Below are 1,877 nucleotides of genomic sequence, written 5' to 3' on the forward strand. Positions count from 1 at the left end.
CTCCAGGGTTTCCCCTGCATCGCCGAGCAAGGCCTGATCGATCGGATAGCGGATACCGATGTTGCGCGGATACAGGTCGATCTGCACCGCCCGCGCCTGGCCGGCCTTGGGTAGGAACTCGCTGTAGGGGAAAGTGCTGCCGACGATCAGCAGGGTGTCGCAATGCTCCATCAGCATGCTGCTGGCGCGGGTGCCGAGCAGGCCGATGGAGCCGGTCACGTACGGCAGGTCGTCGGAAACCGCCGCCTTGCCCAGGAGCGCCTTGGCCACGCCGGCGGCCAGGCGCTCGGCGACCGCTTCCAGTTGCCGGTGCGCGCCCAGGGCCCCGGCACCGGCGAGGATCGCCACGCGCCGGCCGCGATTGAGGATCGCCGCGGCGGCTTCCAGGTCGGCGTCGCGCGCGTAGGGTCGCGGCTGGACGAAGCCCACCGCCGACATCACGTGGCCGTGCTCGTGGGGCTGGCGCTTCGGGGCCGCCATCTGTTGCACGTCGTTGGGCACGATCACCGTCGCCACCTGCCGCTCGCCGACCGCCACGCGCAGGGCTCGGTCCAGCACATGGAGCAGTTGTGCCGGGCTGACCACGGTCTCGACATAGGCGGAAACGTCCTTGAACAAGCTCTGCAGATCGACTTCCTGCTGGTAGTCGCTGCCCAGCGCGGTAGCCGCCTGCTGGCCGACGATGGCCAGCACCGGCTGATGATCCATGCGCGCGTCGTAGAGCCCGTTCAGCAGGTGGATCGCGCCCGGCCCCGAGGTGGCCAGGCACACCCCGACCTCTCCGGTGAACTTGGCGTGGGCGCCCGCCATGAAGGCCGCCATCTCCTCGTGGCGCACGCGGATATAGTCGAATGCCTCGGCGCGCCGGCCCATGGCGCCCATGATCCCGTTGATGCCATCGCCGGGGTAGCCGAAGACGCGCTTCACCCCCCACTGGCTCAAGCGTTCGAGCAATTGATCGGCAACCGTGCTGGACATTCTCGCCTCCTGGTCGTGTCTGGGGTCGTACCAGTGAGGACTGGCGCCGCAGGCGAGGGTTCAAGGCAATCGAGCGGCGGTGCCGACGGCGAAATCGACTGAACTGTCGGCGCGGGCGACCGGCCCAAGGGACAGGGCCCGCATGGGCGCAATCGCCAGGAGGTGCCGCCATGACCCGCGCCATCAACGATCCCGGAAACGAAGACCCCGGTTCCCTGCTGGAAACCGACGCCGACGCCCTGCTCGGCGGTGCCGCCGCCCAGGCGCCGGAAGAGCGCTGCCGGCTCGCAGCCCAGGCCTGCATCCGCGCGTGCGAGCGCTACCTGGCGCTCTGCATCGAGTCCAGCAGGGAACAACGCCAGCACGCCGGCGACTGCGCCGACCTCTGCCGCCTCGCTGCCCTGCTGCTGGAGCGCCGCAGCCCATGGGCGCCGGCCGCCTGCGAGCTGGCGGCGCGCTATGCCCTGGCATGCGCGGAGCGTTGCGATGGCGACGAGCCGCTGGAGCGCGAATGTGCGGGTGCCTGCCGGCGCTTCGTCGAGGCCTGCCGGCCATTGTTGCCGGCCTGAGGCTGGCCATTTCTGCCGTCGTGGTCTTGAGTCTGAATGTGCTGGACAAGCTGATTTCCTTGCCTGCCCCGGCTTCTCGTTTCGCCTTCCCAGGCGAGCCCCTTTTGCAAGCGTCTGTACGGACCGGAGACATAGCGGACAGGTGTGCGGAGTTGCCGGAGAAAGACCACGAGAGACGCCATGAGCCTGAGAGAGGTGTTCATTTCGAAGTCCTGATCCGTAGGGCGAATAACGCCACGGGCGTTATCCGCCGATGTCGCGGATAAGCGGCGGATAACCGCGAGCGGTTATTCGCCCTACGGAGCTGGAGCGGCAGCCGGCGTTTCCGCA

The 1,877-nt window shown here is 68.4% G+C and carries 2 protein-coding genes; one reads left to right on the plus strand and one right to left on the minus strand.

From position 1 onward, the window contains the following. A partial coding sequence (locus FFS27_RS32325) for a thiamine pyrophosphate-binding protein (RefSeq protein WP_256659883.1) occupies window positions 1-978 on the minus strand: 978 nt, incomplete at its 3' end. Window positions 979-1,148: 170 nt separating this feature from the next. Here FFS27_RS32325 and FFS27_RS32330 point away from each other — a divergent pair. After that, window positions 1,149-1,547 carry a four-helix bundle copper-binding protein gene (locus tag FFS27_RS32330; RefSeq protein ID WP_003088822.1) on the plus strand — a complete coding sequence of 133 codons (399 nt, stop codon included), beginning with the start codon at window positions 1,149-1,151 and terminating at the stop codon, window positions 1,545-1,547. Window positions 1,548-1,877 lie beyond the last annotated feature (330 nt).

The sequence above is a fragment of the Pseudomonas sp. 2VD genome (assembly GCF_005503585.1).
GTDB classification, from domain to species: domain Bacteria; phylum Pseudomonadota; class Gammaproteobacteria; order Pseudomonadales; family Pseudomonadaceae; genus Pseudomonas; species Pseudomonas aeruginosa.

Coding starts and splice junctions, on each gene's coding strand:
- FFS27_RS32330 (WP_003088822.1), top strand. CDS start 1,149: ATGACCCGCGCCATCAACGATCCCGGAAACGAAGACCCCGGTTCCCTG.